The sequence below is a fragment of the Paraburkholderia sp. GW821-FHT02A12 genome (assembly GCF_059422005.1).
This window is the reverse complement of record NZ_JBWKWA010000001.1, coordinates 2,591,445-2,609,605: the sequence shown is the minus strand read 5'-3', so window position 1 is coordinate 2,609,605 and position 18,161 is coordinate 2,591,445. Positions and strand designations below refer to the sequence as shown.

Here is an 18,161-nt window from a genome sequence, read left to right as displayed (position 1 = left end):
CCGGTTTGGCGAGGGAGCGGGGCATGCGTGGCGCTGGCTGGCGCGGCAGGATCGTCGCGCTGCGGCATACGATATCCACGAGAATGAACCGTTGGTCCAGACATGGGGTGCTGGATGGCGCGTTCACGTCGATTCACTCCGATAGCGTGAACGATGCGCGGCGGGGCGACGCTGCTCAGCCCCGGCAGTCGAGCATCCACTGCACGCCGAAGCGATCGGTCAGCTTGCCGAAGTAATCGCCCCAGGGCTGGATGCCGAGCGTCGTCGTCACGGTGCCGCCGTCCGCCAGCGCGTGGAACAGCCGGCCGGTCTCGTCGCGCCTGTCCATCACGAGCAGATGCGCTGATCCGCACATCGGCTCGGCGTCGTGATTGTCGGACGCATGGAAGAGCACGCACGGCCCCTCGAAGCGCGCATGCATGATCTTGCCGCGCAGTGCGTCGGTGGGCGCTGGCACGCCGTCAACGTCGTAGCGCCGCATCTCGGTCACGTGCCCAAGCCCGCATCGCGCGTAGAAAGCCAGCGCCTGCTCGCAGGTCGTCGTGAAGAAAAGGTAGTTGGACAACATCATCGTTGCTGCTCCTTCCACTCCATTGGAATGCCCGGATGTCCGCCCATCGCGCGCATCCGGGCGACAAGGTCCGTGCCGCCAGCGCAATCGGGCCACTGGTGCGCCGTTCAGCGCGCGGCGGCCGCGCCAATCATGTCGATCAACTCTGCGTTGCCGTAGCTGCGTCCCGCGATCCCCCAGGCACCATCGGCCGCGTACACACAGTCGGGCTCAAGCAGGCCCTCGGATACGGTGAGCGTAATCGGCATGACAGGTCCTCCAGATCATTGAATGGTGGGTCGTGATATAAATACTAATCACTCTCTATATAATACATACCAATCGCTCTCTATGCAAAAAGAGCGATCACTCTAAATGTGAGCTGTCCATGCGTTATTCCGTCGAACACAAGAACGAAACCCGTACCCGCATCCTCGACGCCGCGAGCCGACTGTTCCGTCAGGAAGGCTACGGCGGCGCGGGCATTGGCCCGCTGGCGAAGGCGGCGGGCGTCACCAATGGCGCGTTTTATGGCCATTTCAAATCGAAGAGCGAAGCGTTCCGCAGCGTTGTGCTGACGGGGCTCGAACAGCTGCGGCTCGGCATCGCGGCGCTGAAAGCCGCGCACGGCGCGCGTTGGCGGCGCCCGTTCGTGGACTTCTATCTGGGCCCCAGGCGCACGTGCGAACTTGGCGAGAGCTGCGCGCTGCCCAGCCTCTCGCCCGAAGTGATGCGTGCGGACGATGAAACCCGCGACGCATACGAAGAGGAGTTGCTGCGGATCGTCGGTGAGGTGTCGGCGGGGTTGGAGGATCTGCCGGTTGCCGATCGAGAGGATCGGGCCATTGCATTCCTCGCGCTGCTGTCAGGAGGTGTCACGCTCGCGCGCGCGGTGCGCGATCCGGCGCTGTCCGAACGGATCGCGCAGGCCGTCGGCCGGTTCGCGACGTCGATCACAGACCCCGCCGACGCAGGCACCCAACGCCGGCGATGACATATCGCATCGGTGCAGCGAACGCATCGCACGCCGGTATTTGCCGTTTTGCATGCCGGCAAGGCGCCACGTTCTGGCGTCAAGAAACGTGCATCGCGCATCGAATCACCATCCGGGAGCCTGCGGAAAGCAACCGATGAACGAACCCTTTTTGCCCGAGTGCGTGCGAGCGCCGTACTCAAAAACTGACTAAACCGCCTTGTCTATCAATCGTATGAGGTAAAGCAGCTACCCCTCCTATTCAAGGGAGTGAATGATGGGGTTCGCGTTTATCCGGGAGGGCGACCGGACATCACACGATGGCGTCGTGCTGAACTGCTCGCACAGCAACATGATGGATGGCAAGCCGATGGCGCTCCTCGGCGACATGGTGCCCTGTCCGCGATGGGTGGTGTTTTTCCAATCGTGACAGCGAAGCCTGCCTGTGGGGATGACGTTTGACGGGCGACCACCCGCGATGGAAGGCGACAAGACGGCGTGCGGCGCGACGCTCATTGCCTCCCAGCACAATTCGACGGCTGACATTACCAGTGGCGTCGGCAGGCCCACGGGCGGCGCGGCAGCGACCTATGAAAAGGACGCGACCGCGTCGCGGTACCGCGGTCGCTTCCAGGTACTGGATCCGGCGAGCGGATCGCCTGTTGCCGGACATCCTTATACGTTGCGAACGTCCGCCGGTCAGGTGGTGTCGCGCGTGACCGATGGCGACGGCTATACCCCATGGCACGAAGCCGATGAGCCCGCCTCGTTGCTGTTCGGACACGGCCACTCGACATCATGAGCGACTATGGGCGTGGCAAGGTCCCTGGCGGGATGGCGCCGGGGGAGGGCCAGACGACGATCGTTCAACTCGACAATGACCTCAGTCCGAAAGACCCAGATAGGTCCGTATTTTGTCGAGCGTGGACACTGATCGCCCCGCGTCTTGCTTGCCTTTGTACCATCGTTCCGCAGCCGCTCTGAAGGAGCCGTCGTCATCAGCGAAGGACTGGTCGTTGCTGCTTTGTCGATTGCGGGATGGATTGATGCCGTTCGCGACCTGCGTTCGAGCGGTAGCCGTAAGTTCGCGGGCGCGCTGAAGGAATATGTGAGGAAATACACCGAAGGAGATACGCTGCTGCTTCCGTTCAAAGCTGTAGCGAAAATGCCAGCTTTTCACGCCACTGACTGCAACGAAGAGAAACAAGCCGTCGCGGTCCTTGAGGGTGTATTCCTTGGCCGATGGCTCGGCGGCTTCGACCTGTTTGGCTGTCAGCGGCATGGCGATCACCTAGTACATTAGATTAGCTCGAACTTTCAATGTACTGGTTGCTGTACTACATGGGTGGTGGCTTGGAGGGGAAGGTGCTGGACGTCAGAAAACAAAAAAGCCCGCAGAGGCGGGCTTTTCAGGGGTGTTTCTGGAACATCTTGGATCTTGCTAAACCTACTAATGGTGCCCAGGAGAGGACCCGGATTTTATTTGTAGATGATTGATTTAACGGGAATTTAAGTTCAATGAGCCTTGTCGGCGTACTCATTGATGTACTCATTTCGGGCTGACTTGCAAACGACGCTCTCTTGTCGCGCAAACGCAACGCTCGGAGCAGCACATGAGCCTATCCCGACGGGAATCTGCTTCGATGGGCGAATCTTCGCACTCGTCCGAAGCTGTGACAAAAAGGGCGAGCAGGGTGAGCGTGGCAATGATGCAGCGGTACCCCGTGGTCCTTTACAGGCTGTTCGACTAGTCGGGCAGTCGCCTCGCAGCCGTACAAAAATTCCGCCGGTACACGGAACGTGTACGCACATGAGAACCGTAAAAATCAGGGGGGCACTAGCAAGCAAGTCGGAGGACTGGACAAATTACGTAAATTACGTAGAATGCGTACTATTCTGACCGGAGGTCTCCGTGACTACTGTAACCGCCACCGATCTCGCCCGGCGCACGAACCAGGTGCTCGACGCCTTGGCGCGCGGGGAATCGGTCACAATCACCCGCAATAACACCGTGCTTGGCACGATCAACCCGCCTGCGCGGGCTCTCACACTTCGCGAAGCCTTCGAGCGCATCCCTAAGATGTCGCCCGACGTCGCCGATCGGTACATGGCCGATATCCGTAATGCTGATTTCGACGACGAGGTGCGTGATCCGTGGCAGAAGTAATCGTTGATACATGTGTCTGGATCGATCTCAGTAAAGGCGCTCTCGACGTTGAAGCAATCTACAACGTCGCTGGGTCTCAATTGGTCCACGTTTCCGCGATCTCGCTTGGCGAATTGGAATTCGGCGCGCAACTTCCAAACGACGCCCGGGAGCGAGCACAGCGCACTGCATTTCTGCGTGCCGTGGAACGAATGTCGGTGCTTGCTGTGACGCGTGAGACCGCTCGTTCATTCGGGCTGCTCGCGACCGTGATGAAGGCGGCGGGTCGTAGCCCACGCCCGCGTTATAACGATCTCTGGATCGCTGCTCAGGCTCATGAACATCATCTGCCGCTTCTCACCAGCAACCCTGATGATTTCCGCGCGCTAGACGTGATCGAAATCATCGAAGCCCCGAAGACGGCTCATTGAACACGGGCATCGCGCAGTTCACTCCGTCGACGCTTTCCGAATGGCCCGGCGAGAAAGACGAACGCAAGATTAAGCTGGTAAGGAACGCACTAATCACGCTAAACGCTCAGCGGTTAAAGCGAACCATCGATACCCTTCGGCAGTATCTGTTCAGCCGGACGGCGGTGCAGGAAGTGGGACAGCTCGGCAGCCTTGGATATCGACAGGCCATCAGCGGCATGAGCCGGGTGATTTGCAAGATCGATGGCGAAATGATGCGTGAACGTCACGCACATCGACATCGGGAGGTCGAGTGCCTTCTTGGGAAGCAGACGCTAGGACAGTGAGCGTCGAGTAGTAGCGATTCCCCCGGCGCCCCGTGAGGCGGGGTGTCGCGTTCAGCGTCGGTTGCTGTTCAGGAAGTATGAACGCATGAAAAACTGAACAGCCCGCCGTTCCGATCCGTCGTGGTGGCAGCACGCGGAACTTCTTGCGCGGTAGGCATTGGAGTGGGGAAGTGGCTGCCGCGAAACTGACTGGGCAGCTTCGGCCGGGCTCGCAAACGGTCTATGTCGAACCCGCGGCAAGACCAACTGTAATGAGGCGCTGGCGAAGCGACGCCGCTTGCGTGCCGATCCCTCTAGCACGCTGGATGTCGAGAGTGACGTCCCTGCGTCGCCGCGTCCGAAATTTTGAGGGGAAACGAAGGGGGAACTGGCTATGGACCAAGTGCCAGACGTCAAGCTCGCCGAAGTTTTGCCGCCGAAAAAGACGAGCACCTGAGTGGGCAAGGAAGGGGACGATCCATTCGGCCTCGCTCGCGCAGCCGAGAGCATTCGACATGGCTTTATCGATACGACGCGGCAGATGGGATACCGCTGCGCGTCGATTTGCGTCGGGCCACAATCGCGGCATGATCGAACTCGATGATCTGCATTGGCTGATTGCCGTCAGCGATGAGTTACGCGAGCAGTATGCGGCGCACTACACGATGAATGAGGACGTAAAGCGCCGCTGTCAGGGTCCATCGTTGGTCAGCGACAGGTTTCCCCGGCGCTTGTGGGCGGTGTCGAGCTCCTCTACGAAATTTCCGAACACAGATTCGAGGCGTGCGCTGAGTACATGTTGGCGAACTCGAACTTTCGTGTACTCAAAAACGTACTCACTCGATGTCGGCTTATCGCGGAACGCGAGCACGTTTCAGTGCGCCCGAAAAGAAAAAGCCCGCAAGAGCAGGCTTCATCGCAAACATCATCCAGCAAACTGATCTGGATCTATTTTAGTGGCGCAGGAGAGGACTCGAATAAAAGCAATAAGTTATTGAATTTAAAGTATAAAATGTTCGAATGTGTTATGCGTATACGTTCCTGTATACGCAAAAACTTCGGATCAATTCGGCCGTGTGCGGTAGAAATTGGCCTTTCGCTGAGAGGAGGCGCGGCCGCTCGTTCTCCATGCTGCAGCGACGCAGCTTCGCCGGAAGTACCGGGCGGGCAGTCGCATAACGTCGTGGCGTCCCCGCGCGCGGTGAACGGCAGGAAGCTCTCGTTCAATCGGGGGATAGGGACGAGCACGACGTGCAAACTGCAGTTGGGGTCGCTGCCAAAATCCGAAAGCATCAAGTTGACCTTCTCGTGTCCGGCCAGCTTGAAAGCTGACCTCGACCGCTATGCCACGCTGCACGCGCAGACGTATGGCGAAATGGTCGATGCGGCGACGCTGATCCCGCACATGCTGGGGGGGCATGGCGGGGGATCGGGGATTCAAGAAGGGGCCGGGAACTGATCTTCAGCAAACTTTCAGGACAGAGACCTGAGTGGTTGCTTGTAAGTTGCCGTTCCAGCACCCGTGCGCCCATCGGCCAGTCGGTTGCAGAGGCAAGTACTCGGATAGTTGTCGTTGTCGTAGCCTGACTACGACTGGCTCAACAATCTGAAATTTCAGTGAGAAGTGGCATTTCAGCGTTCGCTGAAATTGGCAAATTTATTGAAATTAACGGCACGAGTTTCATAAAATATGCTATTTTCAGCGTATGTTGAAAGAGCCAAATATGGTGAAAGAGGCCGAGACCCGTGTTGGCGAAGCACTGCGCGAGGTGCTTGAGAAGATTCCGATCCTTCAGGTCGAAGGCATCGATGTCGAAGTCATGTCCGGCGATTGGGAGCCGGACTTGATCGCCCGGCTGCTCGTGGACGGTCGGCCGCACCTACTCATCTGCGAGTACAAGTCGAACGGGCAACCGCGGTACGCCCGGTCCGCGCTGCTGGAGCTGCGGAACTACATTGCGCACCGAGCCCCCGCGGCGACGCCAGTCTTCATCGCTCCCTACATCTCACCAGCAGTGAGACACATGTGCGAAGAGAAGGGCGTCGGCTATCTCGATTTGGAGGGAAACGCCCGGATTGCCTTCGGTGGCGTGTTCATCGAGCGCGCAGTGGCGGACAAGCCAGTGGCCGAACAGCGCGAACTCAAGTCGCTGTTCAGGCCGAAATCTGCGCAGGTGCTGCGCGCCATGCTGCGTGAGCCAGGCCGGGCATGGCGGGTAACCGAGTTGTCGGAAATCTCCGGGGTCAGCCTTGGACACGTCAGTAATGTGCGCACCGGCTTGATTGATCGGGAGTGGGCACGCGCCTCGGACGATGGCCTGGTCCTCTCGGAGCCCGATGCACTGCTGGACGCTTGGCGGGACAGCTACACCGCGCCACTAGGTGAGCGGCTGCGCTTCTACACGCCGCTGCATGGCAGCGCACTTGAAGACGCGGCTCGAAGCGCTCTGCGTGCGAATAACGGTCCCGGGCGTGCGGCCTTCGCATCGTTTTCGGCGGCGCAGTGGCTTTCTCCGTACGCGCGCACCGGCTCGCACTACTTCTTCGCCGATGACGAAGGCCTGCGCAAGCTCCAGGCAGCGCTGAAGCTCGCGCCCAGCTCGAAGGGGGAGAACGTGGTCGTCACCGTGCCGAAGGACTTGGGACTGCTCGCCGATACCGTTGAACCTGCGCCAGGCGCGGTCTGTACGAGCCCGGTTCAAACCTACCTTGACCTTTCCATCGCCGGCGAGCGTGGCGCCGAGGCTGCGGACCACCTGCGACAGGAACGACTCTCATGGCCCAAATGACACCCCCGAAAGAACCGCAATCCGCGGCTGAGTACGACGACCGCACGACCGCGGCCGTGAAGTCCGTGCTCATCGAAATCGGCCAGATCCTTGGCAGTTTCAAGGGCAAGTTCGCCATCATCGGTGGCGCGGTCCCCTGGCTGCTGCTGGCCAGCGAAGACATGCCCCACGTTGGCACGCTCGACGTGGACGTCGGGCTGGACGCGGAAGCACTCGGCGACGGCGAGTACGCCACCTTGATCGGCGCGCTTCAAGGCCATGGATACGCCCAGCGCGAGGGGCTTCGGCGCTTCCAGCTGGTACGTCAGGTTCCCGCACGAGATGGCGGGGAAGCAATCGACATCGTGGTTGATTTTTGATGCCCCGCGACGCCGAAATCGTCAAGAACGATCCACCCTTGATCAGCGACTTTGCTGTGCAGCGAGCGGATGGCGCCGATCTGGCGATGCGGTTCTATCAACTCGTGGCGGTGGCAGGGCCGATGCCGGACGGAGGGACGAACCGTGTAGAGATCGCGGTGTGCTCCATCCCCGCTTTGCTGGCGATGAAGGGCCGTGCACTGGCGGGCCGTTACAAGCAGAAGGACGCCTACGATATCTACTACTGTGTGCGGAACTACCCCGATGGGATCGATGCACTGGCACGGGAATGTCGGCCGCTGCTGGGGCATGCAAGCGGCGAACGCGGCTTCCGGTACATCGCCGAGAAGTTCGACACCTTCGAGGGACACGGGCCTACCTGCGTGAGGCGCTTCGTCGAAGACACGCGTGCGCTGGGTGATCGCACGCCCGAACAGTGGCAGCAGGATGCGTTCGGTCAGATCGACGCGTTGCTGCGCGCCATGGCGCTGCGAGGTTGAGTCGTACCCGATGGACTACGCGCAACTTCGCTCGCTGTTGGAGCCGCTCATCACGGGGTTAAAAGACGCCGGCACGCCGTCACCCGGAAGCTGGTCGAGATGTTCGGGCCATTTGATATGCGCGCTAGCGGGCGCCGATTCGAGTGCGATGCGGAATAGGCGATCGAAACCCGGATATTCCGGCACGTATTCGGATCGGTCGGACGGTCGATGCATATCGCGCAGCAGTCGCATCAGGTCGCCCCGACGATGGAACGCGCTCTCCGGGCCGACCGTGGCGATGCGCACGCGCGACGTATAGCCGCCAAACGAACCCTTCGAGTACGGCCCGAAATTCACCAGCCCGCGCAACGGATGGATGTCGACATGGGTCGCGTCAGATGGCGAGAAGGAGAGGTCCGGCTCGTCCAAAAGCGTGAACGGCGTCAGCTTAGTCAGGGCTGGACGCGCCATCACCTGCTCCTATCGAAGTAGGCATGATGATGCCTCCGGGCGGAGGTGGCGCGGAAATGCTGACGGATGCTGCAATCAAGGTCCTGAATCCAATGCATTTCCCTTTCGACAGACACCTCGATCCCCACAGCGTCCCTTATTGAAAAGGCAGCCGCAGCCTCATGGTGTGTGCCCACATAATCTTCATTCGAGCTTGGTCGGCGTGGACCGCGAAAGATGCGGGCTGCATCCCTTGAGCAACCTCATGCCATCCCCTATATAATTGCGTATCTACTCACTCAATATCGTTAGACGGAAATATGGCGCGTCCCCTCAGTGAAGAAAAGCGACAGGCGCTGCTCCATGCAGCGGCCGAGTTCGTCGCCAGCCTGGGCACAGGCGCGTCCACGGCCAAGATCGCAAAGGCTGCTGGCGTTTCTGAGGGGGCGCTGTTCACTTACTTTCCAACCAAGGACGATCTGCTCAACCAGCTCTTTCTCGAGATCGAGGCTGACTTCATAGAGACGATGCTGGCGCCATATCCCGCGGACGCCTCCGCCAAAGACCGACTATTCGTAGTCTGGAACCGTCTGATTGACTGGGGACTGGCTCACGCCACAGCGCGCAAGGCCCTTCGCCAGTTGAAGGTGTCGGATCGCGTGAAAGCGGAAAGCCGGAACCGGTGCCACGCCATGCTGCGGGATGCACGGACGATGGTGGAAGAGTGTCTCGCCGGCCATGCCGCGCCTGACAGGATCGCCTTCTACATCGATACCATTCTCTTCGACTTGGCCGACATAAGCATCAACGCGGTCACAGCCAAACCTCAGGAAAGTGACGCCATCCGGCAGGCCGGGTTCGACCTGTTCTGGAAGGGGTCTGCTGCCTGAGTTTTAACCAATAAATGAGTATGTAATCACTCATAGATAAGGATCGAAAATGTCTAATAGCAAGGGTTTCACCGAAGCTAAAGTTCCCAAGCAGACGGGAAAAAGCTTCATCGTCACTGGCGCCAACGCCGGCGTCGGGTTCGAAATCGCGCGGGTGCTTGCCGCCAGGGGCGCTCGCGTCCTCCTTGGCTGCCGCGAGCAGACCAAGGCGCAGGATGCCATCGCGCGGATCAAGCGGATCACGCCGAATGCCGATCTCGTCTGGTTGCCGCTCGACCTCGGTGACCTGGACAGCGTTCGCACCGCAGCCGAGATCGCCGCGAAGGAGCCACGGATCGATGCGCTCATCAACAATGCCGCGATCATGAATCCGCCGCTGACGCGCACGAAGCAGGGGTTCGAATCGCAGTTCGGCGTCAATCATCTCGGCGTGTTCGCGCTCACCTCGCTGCTCCTGCCTAAACTGGCGGAGACGCCGGGATCGCGGGTGGTCGTGACCTCGAGCATCGCGCATCTGAAGGCCAAGATCGACTGGGACGACCTCAACGCCGACAAGAGCTACATCAAGTACGATCGCTACGGCGGCAGCAAACTGGCGAACGCGTTGTTCTTCTTCGAACTGGATCGTCGCCTGCGCGCGGCGAAGTCGCCCGTCACAGCCATCGGCGTGCACCCTGGCGTCGCCAATACAAGTCTTGGCCGCCACATGGGGATTGCCCAGTTCGCAGGCCCAATCGTTGGCCTGTTGCTCAATAGCGCCGACAAGGGCGCGTGGCCGGCACTTCTGGCTGCGACCGGCAAGGTGAAGCCCGGAGGCTATTACGGTCCTACCGGCTTTGGCGGAATCCGCGGTGTAGCCGGCGAAGCAAAGCGCGCGCCGCATGCCGAAGATCCCGCGCTCGCGAAGCGGCTCTGGGACGTCTCCATCGCCATGACCGGCATCGATCCAGGCTTGCCGGCCGCCTGACCTCACTCACCAGATCAACGCTGCGAAGCCGTGGCTTCCAGCGAAAAGCAAAGGAAATGATTATGACCGTCCATTCGGAACTGATGTGACAGTGGCTTTCATGCTTCAGAAAATTCTTTTTCTGACATTCAAGTGGCGCGGAATAGGGGGGCGACAACGGTGCGTCAGGCCCTCGTGTAGGCTTGCTCTGGGGCGCGGGTTGGACGAGCCTCGCCCGGGCGACGAAACCTTGCTACAAGCGCCGTTGATGTTGCTCAGACCATCTCAATTGCCAGCGCCGTGGCCTCGCCGCCACCGATGCACAGACTCGCCACGCCTCGCCTCTCGCCGCGCTGCCGGAGTGCACCGAGCAGCGTCACGATGAGGCGCGCGCCCGTCGCGCCGATCGGATGACCCAGCGCACAAGCACCGCCATGCACGTTCACGCGCTCATGCGAAAGTGTCAGCTCGCGCATCGCGGCCATGGCTACCACGGCGAATGCCTCGTTGATTTCCCAGAGGTCGACATCGCTCGCCTGCCACCCCACCTTGGCTAGCAGCTTCTGGATGGCACCCACGGGCGCAGTGGTGAACCAGGCCGGCTCCTGAGAGTGTGTGGCGTGTCCGTGGATAACGGCTAGCGGCGATAAGCCACGCTCGCGTGCGGTCGACTGGCGCATGAGAACCAGGGCCGCTGCACCGTCGGAGATGGAACTGGAGTTCGCCGCCGTGACTGTGCCGTCCTTTCCAAAGGCGGGTTTGAGCTTCGGGATCTTGTCCAGTTGCGCCTTCGCGGGCGCCTCGTCCTCGTCGACGAGTATCTCGCCGTTGCGACCCGGCACGGCCACTGGCGCAATCTCCCACCGGAACAAGCCGTTGCGCTGCGCCTGCTGCGCGCGCAGCGTGGAGGTCGAAGCAAACGCGTCTTGCGCCTCGCGCGTGAAATCGAAGTGGCGCGCGCAGTCCTCGGCGAAGGTGCCCATGAGGCGGCCGTCGGAAGCGGGGCTATAGTGATCCTCCAGGCCGTCGAAGAACATGTGGTCCAGCACCTGACCGTGTCCCAGGCGCTGACCCGAGCGGGCCTTGGGCAACAGGTAGGGCGCGTTGCTCATGGACTCCATGCCGCCCGCCACGATCACCTGTTGACTCCCGCCCAGCAGCAGATCGTGCGCCAGCATCGTTGCCTTCATACCCGAGCCGCAGACCTTGTTGATCGTGGTGCAGCCCGCTGATACCGGCAAACCCGCTCCAAGCGACGCTTGGCGCGCGGGCGCCTGGCCGAGGCCTGCGGGCAGCACACAGCCCATGAGCACCTCATCTACGGCATCGAGTTGCAGCCCGGCTCGTTGCACTGCGGCCCGGATGGCGTTGGCGCCCAGGAGAGGCGCTGTCAGTGAAGCGAAGCTGCCCTGGAAACCACTCAGTGGCGTACGGGCAGCAGCGACGATCACGACGGGATCGTTGGAAATCGAAGAAGCAGGCATGCGAGTCTCCATCCGCCGCTTCGTGGCGGCGTTGCAAGGGGTGAGGAAAGTGTCATCGCGGATGAATCCTCTGAACCGATCGGGATTCGGCGCCTCGGCGGACCGAAGCAAGGCGGCGGCAGCATAACGATGCGCACTCCAGGCGCTGAGTTCACTTGGCCGCCATACGGATGGCGCCGTCAAGGCGAATCACCTCGCCGTTGAGGTAGGTGTTTTCGAGGATGTGCAGCACAAGTCCCGCGAATTCTTCTGGCCGACCAAGGCGCGCGGGAAAGGGGACCATTTTCCCAAGGGCGTCTTGTACTTCGGCGGGCATGCCTTTGAGCATCGGCGTCTCCATGATTCCGGGCGCGACGGCGAGCACGCGAATGCCATGGCGGGCCAATTCCCGCGCGACAGGCAGCGTCATTGCCACGACTCCGCCTTTGGAGGCAGCGTAGCCTGCTTGCCCGATCTGGCCGTCAAAGGCCGCGACTGAAGCGGTATTGATGATGACCCCGCGCTCGCCATCGGACTCGGGCATGTTCCCGGCCATGCAGGCTGCGGCCAGCCGTACCATGTTGAAGGCACCAATCAGGTTGATCTGAACGGTGCGCGCGAAACTCTCCAGCTGGTGCGGGCCTTCGCGCCCGAGCACTTTCTCGGCGGGGGCAACGCCTGCGCAATTGATCAGGCCATGGAGTGGGCCGAAGGTGTCGCGGAACGTAGCCAACGCACTCTCCGCGCTCGCTGAGTCGGATATGTCAGCCTTGACGAAGTGGGCATTGCGGCCCAGTTCCACCGCCACCGCAATACCGGCTTCCTGGTTCAAATCTACGAGCAGCACGCGAGCGCCGCCCGCCACCAGACGGCGCGCCGTGGCTGCGCCGAGCCCTGAGCCGCCACCTGTGACGACGAAACCTTTCCCTCGAATCTGCACTTCTGTCTCCCGGAAGTGACCACCCTGACGCGCAAGGCACCGGGCCCGTGCTTCGCTGTGAGCACTGAATGCCGGGGCCATGCATCCCGTTGGACGGTCATGTGATGCGACCGGCACGCTGCATGACCCCGGCCGACAAAGCCATGTTCGCGATGATCAACTGGCTGGTCATGGTAAGCGGCACGCGAAAGTACGCCCATGCCCATAGACCTCTTCATGCGTGCGCCTTTCGGACATATCGTGCGGGGATTGCGTCGCACGCCGGCGTTCCTCGGCCGATGACTGCTCGTGCCCAGTCGTACCAGGTTTCACTTGCGCGCGGCAGCGATTAACATCAGTGCACTTTCTGTGGGTGGACCCTGACCATGAATGACGCTCAAGACAAGGGCACAACCTCTATCGGCCTGGTACGTGAAGCTATTCTCGTTGCCACACAACGTAATCTCGATGTGCCGGCCGTTCTCCAGCACGCTGGAATCGCGGCAGAATTGTTGAATGCGCCGAGAGCCCGAGTGCCGGCGTTAGCCTTTTCGCGCCTGTGGGCGGCTCTGGCCGACTTGATGGACGATGAGTTCTTTGGTCTCGACAGCCACGCGCTGCGGCGGGGCAGTTACGCTCTGATGTGTCACGCCGTGCTGCATGCCGACAATCTGGAACACGCGCTGCGTCGCATGCTGAAGTTCCTGCGTGCGGTTCTCGACGACATTCATGGGGAGTTGCGCTGCGAAGGCGAGCATGCACTGATCATCCTGCATGACGATGGGCGGACGCGCCGCCTCTTTGCCTACGGGACCTGGTTCATCCTCGTGCACGGCCTTGCGTGCTGGCTCGCACGCAGACGGATTCCGCTAATCGAGATGAGGTTTCGCGCTTCGGCGCCAATCGATGACAGCGACTACCGTATGCGCTTCTGCGAGGATGTGACGTTCTCCGCAGAGGAGACCCTGATCCGGTTCGATCGCAGTTTCCTCGACCTGAAACTGTCCGAGACGGAAGCGAGCCTGCGTGCATTTCTGCGCAACGCACCAGCCAATATCCTGGTCAAATATCGCAACGAATCCAGCACTACGGCCCTGGTAAGACGCCGACTCAGAAACGAGGCTCCCGACGACTGGCCTGACCTCGACGCACTATCGCGCTTACTGAATCTGTCCGCGGCCACGCTGCAACGCCGCCTGCTGGCCGAAGGCACGAACTACCGGCAACTGAAAGACGAATTGCGCCGTGACATCGCCATCGAGTTGTTTTCCAGCAGCTCTCTCACGGTCGCCGAAGTCGCTGCACGGACTGGATTTCAGGAAACTAGCGCTTTCCACAGGGCCTTCAGGAAGTGGACGGGCGCCAGTCCGGGAATGTACCGCCATGGCAGGGCGAACTCTTGACGTTAGAAGTTGCAGCGTTGTCATGGCACAGTTGGCGCGCTCAGATGTGCTTGCACGTCTGAACGGTCGAAAGGTTCCTCCTCTCCCACCCACGCGTCGCGCAAACCCATGACTGCAGGTTCAATGCACAACCGTGCAACCGAATGAACCGCAGACAGACAGACAGGCGAGACCGAAGCGCCATCCAACTGACGCTCACCTGGTTCTCGGGGCGATGAGCGGGCCGGGCACGAAGCGCAACGAAAGCGCAGCGTGCCCATACACGTCATACAAACTGAGGTCGGCGGACATGGATTGGTGTCCCAACCAGGCTGACACTGCAGTCGCGTTCGGCAAATCAGAACAAGCCTCGCGCCCGGTTGCGCGGAATAAGCGGAGTTGGTTCCGCGAGAGCCTCGCATCTGATCGCCGCTGCCGAATAAATGAAGCTTTATCGCTTATTTGACAGCGGTCTTCTCGCCAACGCGTCACCTACTCAGCGGCGAGAAAAGAAAGTTTTCCGTCGATGAGCAACTCATTGCGGTAGCAAAAAATATGCGGAGACGAGAATGAGAACCCGGTTAAGTAGCCGCCGAAGCTCGGCAATTGTGAGTGCTTTATTCGCAGCATCAGCTGTTGGCGTATCTGGCTGTGGCGGCAATGACACCACACCGGCAAACGCCGCAGCCGTGACGCCAGCGGCCAGGTGCAGTGCGTTGGCTGGTATGACTGTCCCCGCCGGCTCGATCGGATTGCCGACGACCGGTGCCACGGTCGTGTCCGCGACGCTCGTTGCAGATACCGATTCCGGCAACAACAATGGCGAGTACTGCAAAGTGCTCGGAAGTATTCATCCGGTGGACTTCAATGCGCCCGATATCCGGGCGGAAGTGGATCTTCCGACTGACTTTAACGGAAAAACTGTTCACTTTGGTGGCGGGGGATTTGACGGCACCATCGCCAATACCGAGGGCTCACCCGCTGACGGGTTCTTAGTCGGGGCAGAGCCCGCAGGCGTCAGTACGCCGTTGCGCAGAGGTTATGTGACTGTCGGGAGTGACAGTGGGCATGAGGGAACCGCCCTGGACGGTTCCTTCGCAGCAAACGATGAGGCACTCGCCAACTACGCAGGCGACCACATCAAGAAGACCCATGACTTCGCAGCCTACATCGCAAAGGCACGATATGGCTCGGACTTCGCGCACAGTTATTTTATTGGTGGTTCGAGCGGAGGACGACAAGGTTTGATTGCGGCACAACGGTTCCCGCAAGACTACGACGGTATCATTTCGACCTTTCCCGCTTCAGGAATAACAGGACTATGGCTCCAGATGGGCAGGATCTCGCAATCTCTGCTGGCACCCGGAGGATACGTCACGCCTGCGAAAGGCAAGGCCGTTCTCGCAGCCGTCATGAAGCAATGCGACGCTCTGGATGGCGTCGCTGACGGCATTATCAGTAACCCTGCAGCATGCGTGTTCGATCCAACCGTGATTCGCTGCGCCGGCGGGGGCGACACCGGTGACAGTTGCTTGTCAGACGCACAAATTAATACCCTAACCACCGCTGGCACACCGCTTGACTTTAGATTCAATCTGGCAAACGGAATACAGACATTTCCAGCATATAACGCGTTCGCCGGGGCGGACTTCTGGTCGACCGGCCTGGCTTGGGGCGCGTCAGCCGCAGATGCGGTAATTGAACCTGGGGTGGCCGGCGAGAGCGCGTTTTATTACACGTTTTCAAACGACATGCTCCGGTTTGCGGTCGCTCGCGACCCCGGCTTGAGCATTCTGAATTTTAATCCCGCCAACCCGGGATCATTAACCTCGCGCGTGCAGACGGTGAGCGCACTCATGGACAGCACCAGCACCGACTTGAGTCAATTCCAGAGCCGCGGCGGCAAGATCATTCTCCAGCACGGGCAATCCGACCAGTTCATTCCGGCGCAATTGTCGATTGATTACTACAACGGGCTGGTGTCCCGGTTCGGGCAGCGGCCACTTAGTCAATTTCTGAAGTTTTATCTGGTGCCGGGCGCGGCGCACGGTCTCGGCGGACAATTCAATGGTTCATATGATGGTCTGACGGCATTGGACAACTGGGTGACGAAAGGGATCGAGCCCAAAGATCTGATTATCACCGACCTGACTCCGCCAACAGCTGGACGCACGCGGCCAATGTGCGAATACCCACAGTGGCCCAAATTCATCGGTGGCGACCAGAATCTTGCAGCCAGCTTCGTGTGCTCGAACTAATTGAGTTGGCTCTGCGGGCTACCCGCGGTGCCGGGCGGTCAGGTTACGTCCGGCACCGCGAGTGCTGCCGCGGCTGGGCGCATACATTCCTGCCAGATGCAACGCGGCATCTCATCGCCGAAGCGCAAGGGCATGCAGTCTGCCGCCAGTGGCGCAATACCGCCCAGGTGTTCGGCGACCTCACCCATCTTGACGTTAATGGACATGGACTGCCAGCAGCCTCAGCCTGACACTGCTTACCGCACAGCGGCGACAGACGATTAGGGCGCGACGAGGCCATGTTATCGACGACGCCATTAGCGCCTGCGTGGGCTTCGCTCACGACGTCAAATCAAAGGAGACAAACATGAACCAGATTGATGTTCATTCACTCGCGGGCCAGGCCAGATTCAATGGTTTGCACAGGCTGGTCCTGTTCTGGTGCATGTTGATGCTGATAGTTGACGGCTACGATCTCGCCATAGTCGGTGCAGCGCTCCCCTCGATCATGAAGGGCATGCGCATCGACGCGACGAGTGCCGGCATCATGGCCGCATCGGCTCTTTTTGGCGTCATGCTTGGCGCTATTTTCCTTGGGACGCTGGCTGACCGTTTCGGCCGGCCCATGATGATCTGCGTTTGTGTAGCACTGTTCAGTCTTTTCACCGCCGCCGCGGGGCTGACGAACGATCCCCTCAGTTTCAGCGTAACCAGATTCATTGCGGGCCTCGGCATTGGAGGCGTTTTACCGATTGTCACCGCGCAGATGGCGGAGTTCTCTCCCAACGCCTTGCGCACGCGATTGGTGACGCTCGTCTTCGCGGGGTATTCGATTGGCAGCATTCTGGTGGCGCTGACGGCAAAACAGCTTATCGGCACCTATGGCTGGCAATCCGTCTTTTTTGCCGCGGGCCTGCCCGTCCTGTTGATTCCGTTCATCATTAAAACGATGCCTCATTCGATGACCTTTCTGGTCAAAAGCGGCCGACACAACGAGCTGCGCACGCTCGTGAAGCGCCTGGCGCCCGACTATCCGCTGAGTGGTCAGGAGCAGTTTGCAGGACCTTCGTCGGACAAAAGCAAGCACCCTTCGGTGCGACAACTCTTCCGGGACGGGCTGGCTTTCAGCACTACGATGATGTGGGTCGCATTCATGACGGGCCTTTTCATGGTGTACGCACTGAGCTCCTGGTTGACCAAGCTAATGGCAATGGCTGGATATAGCCTGGGTTCAGCTTTGAACTTCGTGATCGTCTTCAATGTCGGCGCCATCGCAGGTGCGATCCTCGGCGGCTGGCTGGGCGACAGGATCAATATCAAGCGGGTGCTGATCGGGTTCTACATCGTGGGGACGGTTGCACTCTCACTGATGGGGTACACGAAATCGACAGTGTCGTTGTTTGTCGTTGTGTTTGTTGTGGGCGCATCGACGCTCGGTACTCAGTTGCTTGCCTATGCTTACGCGGGCGGCTTCTATCCTCATGCGATCCGCTCTACCGGTGTTGGCTTTGCTTCTGGCGTGGGCCGGATCGGCGCGATCGTGGCGCCCGTGCTCATTGGTTGGCTCGTCTCCCTGAAGCTTCCGCTGGAACAGAACTTCATGGCAATCGGCCTGGCTGGCCTTATCGGAGCAATGGCCGTGACGCTGATCGATCACGCGCGTGCCGATTCCTACCGCGAAGACAGCGCGCCTGTCGCCGAAGTTCAGGGCAGTGCAGGGCGCTGAGGTCTCTATCGCAAGCTGCTTGATGGGCGAGCGTCGTTTGTTCGAAGAGGGCCAGTCTTGCAGGTTCTTCACTCGAAAAAAAACCGCCCACGCCGCAGTACATTCTCGACATG

Annotated in this window: 17 protein-coding genes and 3 pseudogenes; 13 read left to right on the top strand and 7 right to left on the bottom strand. The window is 60.2% G+C overall.

Going from position 1 to position 18,161, the window contains the following annotated elements:
- Positions 1-175: 175 nt before the first annotated feature.
- The gene (locus AC07WT_RS11850; RefSeq protein WP_494947226.1) at positions 176-571 is read right to left on the bottom strand and encodes a VOC family protein; all 396 of its coding nucleotides are present in this window, start codon (positions 569-571) and stop codon (positions 176-178) included.
- A gap of 107 nt (positions 572-678) precedes the next feature.
- Positions 679-819 carry a hypothetical protein gene (locus AC07WT_RS11845; protein WP_494947225.1) on the bottom strand — a complete coding sequence of 47 codons (141 nt, stop codon included), beginning with the start codon at positions 817-819 and terminating at the stop codon, positions 679-681.
- 119 nt (positions 820-938) lie between these two features.
- On the opposite strand from AC07WT_RS11845, the gene AC07WT_RS11840 reads away from it, so the two are divergent.
- Both AC07WT_RS11840 and AC07WT_RS11835 read left to right on the top strand, forming a co-directional pair.
- Positions 939-1,544, top strand: a complete 606-nt coding sequence (locus tag AC07WT_RS11840; protein ID WP_494947224.1) for a TetR/AcrR family transcriptional regulator — start codon at positions 939-941, stop codon at positions 1,542-1,544.
- Between the two features lie 256 nt (positions 1,545-1,800).
- Positions 1,801-2,325, top strand: a pseudogene (locus tag AC07WT_RS11835) (PAAR domain-containing protein).
- An 81-nt stretch (positions 2,326-2,406) separates the two neighbouring features.
- On the opposite strand, the gene AC07WT_RS11830 reads toward AC07WT_RS11835, so the two are convergent.
- The gene (locus tag AC07WT_RS11830; protein WP_494947223.1) at positions 2,407-2,805 is read right to left on the bottom strand and encodes an Arm DNA-binding domain-containing protein; all 399 of its coding nucleotides are present in this window, start codon (positions 2,803-2,805) and stop codon (positions 2,407-2,409) included.
- A gap of 630 nt (positions 2,806-3,435) precedes the next feature.
- On the opposite strand from AC07WT_RS11830, the gene AC07WT_RS11825 reads away from it, so the two are divergent.
- From AC07WT_RS11825 to AC07WT_RS11800, 6 genes and pseudogenes are all read left to right on the top strand, one after another.
- A complete protein-coding gene (locus AC07WT_RS11825; protein WP_494947222.1) occupies positions 3,436-3,690 on the top strand; it encodes a type II toxin-antitoxin system Phd/YefM family antitoxin in 255 nt (84 codons plus the stop codon).
- Positions 3,678-4,100 carry a type II toxin-antitoxin system VapC family toxin gene (locus tag AC07WT_RS11820; RefSeq protein WP_494947221.1) on the top strand — a complete coding sequence of 141 codons (423 nt, stop codon included), beginning with the start codon at positions 3,678-3,680 and terminating at the stop codon, positions 4,098-4,100. Before AC07WT_RS11825 ends, AC07WT_RS11820 begins: the two co-directional genes overlap by 13 nt.
- A complete protein-coding gene (locus AC07WT_RS11815) occupies positions 4,097-4,426 on the top strand; it encodes a hypothetical protein (RefSeq protein ID WP_494947220.1) in 330 nt (109 codons plus the stop codon). Before AC07WT_RS11820 ends, AC07WT_RS11815 begins: the two co-directional genes overlap by 4 nt.
- Positions 4,427-5,639: 1,213 nt before the next feature.
- Positions 5,640-5,895 (top strand): annotated as a pseudogene (locus tag AC07WT_RS11810) (DUF2274 domain-containing protein).
- Between the two features lie 216 nt (positions 5,896-6,111).
- Positions 6,112-7,194 (top strand): type IV toxin-antitoxin system AbiEi family antitoxin, encoded by a 1,083-nt coding sequence (locus AC07WT_RS11805; RefSeq protein ID WP_494947219.1) that lies wholly within the window; start codon positions 6,112-6,114, stop codon positions 7,192-7,194.
- Positions 7,182-8,053 (top strand): annotated as a pseudogene (locus tag AC07WT_RS11800) (nucleotidyl transferase AbiEii/AbiGii toxin family protein). Before AC07WT_RS11805 ends, AC07WT_RS11800 begins: the two are co-directional and overlap by 13 nt.
- Before the next feature lie 15 nt (positions 8,054-8,068).
- Here the strand turns inward: AC07WT_RS11800 and AC07WT_RS11795 are convergent.
- Positions 8,069-8,506 carry a hypothetical protein gene (locus AC07WT_RS11795; RefSeq protein WP_494947218.1) on the bottom strand — a complete coding sequence of 146 codons (438 nt, stop codon included), beginning with the start codon at positions 8,504-8,506 and terminating at the stop codon, positions 8,069-8,071.
- 299 nt (positions 8,507-8,805) lie between these two features.
- Between AC07WT_RS11795 and AC07WT_RS11790 the strand changes: the two genes are divergently transcribed.
- Both AC07WT_RS11790 and AC07WT_RS11785 read left to right on the top strand, forming a co-directional pair.
- Positions 8,806-9,375, top strand: a complete 570-nt coding sequence (locus tag AC07WT_RS11790) for a TetR/AcrR family transcriptional regulator (RefSeq protein WP_494947217.1) — start codon at positions 8,806-8,808, stop codon at positions 9,373-9,375.
- A gap of 49 nt (positions 9,376-9,424) precedes the next feature.
- Positions 9,425-10,342 carry an oxidoreductase gene (locus tag AC07WT_RS11785; protein ID WP_494947216.1) on the top strand — a complete coding sequence of 306 codons (918 nt, stop codon included), beginning with the start codon at positions 9,425-9,427 and terminating at the stop codon, positions 10,340-10,342.
- A 254-nt stretch (positions 10,343-10,596) separates the two neighbouring features.
- Here AC07WT_RS11785 and AC07WT_RS11780 read toward each other — a convergent pair whose 3' ends face one another.
- Both AC07WT_RS11780 and AC07WT_RS11775 read right to left on the bottom strand, forming a co-directional pair.
- The gene (locus AC07WT_RS11780; protein ID WP_494947215.1) at positions 10,597-11,805 is read right to left on the bottom strand and encodes an acetyl-CoA C-acetyltransferase; all 1,209 of its coding nucleotides are present in this window, start codon (positions 11,803-11,805) and stop codon (positions 10,597-10,599) included.
- A gap of 151 nt (positions 11,806-11,956) precedes the next feature.
- Positions 11,957-12,724, bottom strand: a complete 768-nt coding sequence (locus AC07WT_RS11775) for a 3-hydroxyacyl-CoA dehydrogenase (RefSeq protein WP_494947214.1) — start codon at positions 12,722-12,724, stop codon at positions 11,957-11,959.
- Between the two features lie 365 nt (positions 12,725-13,089).
- Between AC07WT_RS11775 and AC07WT_RS11770 the strand changes: the two genes are divergently transcribed.
- Positions 13,090-14,106, top strand: coding sequence for an AraC family transcriptional regulator (locus AC07WT_RS11770; RefSeq protein ID WP_494947213.1), 1,017 nt, complete (start codon positions 13,090-13,092; stop codon positions 14,104-14,106).
- A 548-nt stretch (positions 14,107-14,654) separates the two neighbouring features.
- Positions 14,655-16,343: a tannase/feruloyl esterase family alpha/beta hydrolase gene (locus AC07WT_RS11765; RefSeq protein ID WP_494947212.1), complete on the top strand. Its 1,689-nt coding sequence runs from the start codon at positions 14,655-14,657 to the stop codon at positions 16,341-16,343.
- A gap of 38 nt (positions 16,344-16,381) precedes the next feature.
- Here AC07WT_RS11765 and AC07WT_RS11760 read toward each other — a convergent pair whose 3' ends face one another.
- On the bottom strand, positions 16,382-16,549 hold the full coding sequence (locus AC07WT_RS11760; RefSeq protein WP_494947211.1) for a hypothetical protein: 168 nt from the start codon (positions 16,547-16,549) through the stop codon (positions 16,382-16,384).
- Between the two features lie 140 nt (positions 16,550-16,689).
- Between AC07WT_RS11760 and AC07WT_RS11755 the strand changes: the two genes are divergently transcribed.
- On the top strand, positions 16,690-18,048 hold the full coding sequence (locus AC07WT_RS11755; RefSeq protein WP_494947210.1) for an MFS transporter: 1,359 nt from the start codon (positions 16,690-16,692) through the stop codon (positions 18,046-18,048).
- The last annotated feature ends 113 nt before the right edge of the window (positions 18,049-18,161 follow it).